The 551-nt window shown below is 54.4% G+C and carries 1 pseudogene; it reads left to right on the top strand.

Annotated features, from left to right (window positions below):
- Window positions 1–551: pseudogene (locus K5E19_RS23695) on the top strand (sensor domain-containing phosphodiesterase); the annotation flags it as partial.

Genomic DNA, 551 nt, shown 5'->3' with positions numbered 1-551 from the left:
ATTTTTACCACTATATTCCGCTCGGCCAGGGCTACGACATTCACCTGGCGATCACGTCGTCGAGCTATCTGGTCTTCTCTTTTGTGGTGATTTACATGGCGATGTTGGCTACGCGCCAGCGGGTGATCACGCGCCATGCCAGACGTCTGGCTTTTCTCGATCCGGTTGTGCACATGCCGAATCTGCGGGCGTTATCGCGTGCGTTGTCTAAATCACCCTGGTCAACGCTCTGTATGCTGCGCGTACCGGAACTTGAAGTTCTGAGCCGCAACTACGGCGTGCTGCTTCGAATTCAGTACAAACAGAAGCTGGCGGAGTGGCTTAAGGGTTTCCTGCAGCCCAATGAGTGCGTTTACCAGCTGTCCGGATGCGATCTGGCGATACGGCTGAACACTGAGTCACACGTAACGCGTATTGAAGCGCTCGACGAACTCATTAAACAGTTTCGTTTTATCTGGGACGGGGTGCCGCTGCAACCGCAGGTGGGTATCAGCTATTGTTGTGTCCGTTCGCCAGTGACCCATCTCTATCTGCTGCTCGGTGAGCTGAGC

Source organism: Enterobacter sp. RIT637 (assembly GCF_019718755.1).
Lineage (GTDB): Bacteria > Pseudomonadota > Gammaproteobacteria > Enterobacterales > Enterobacteriaceae > Enterobacter.
The sequence above is the reverse complement of the archived record's forward strand: the minus strand, read 5'-3'. Positions and strand labels throughout refer to the sequence as shown.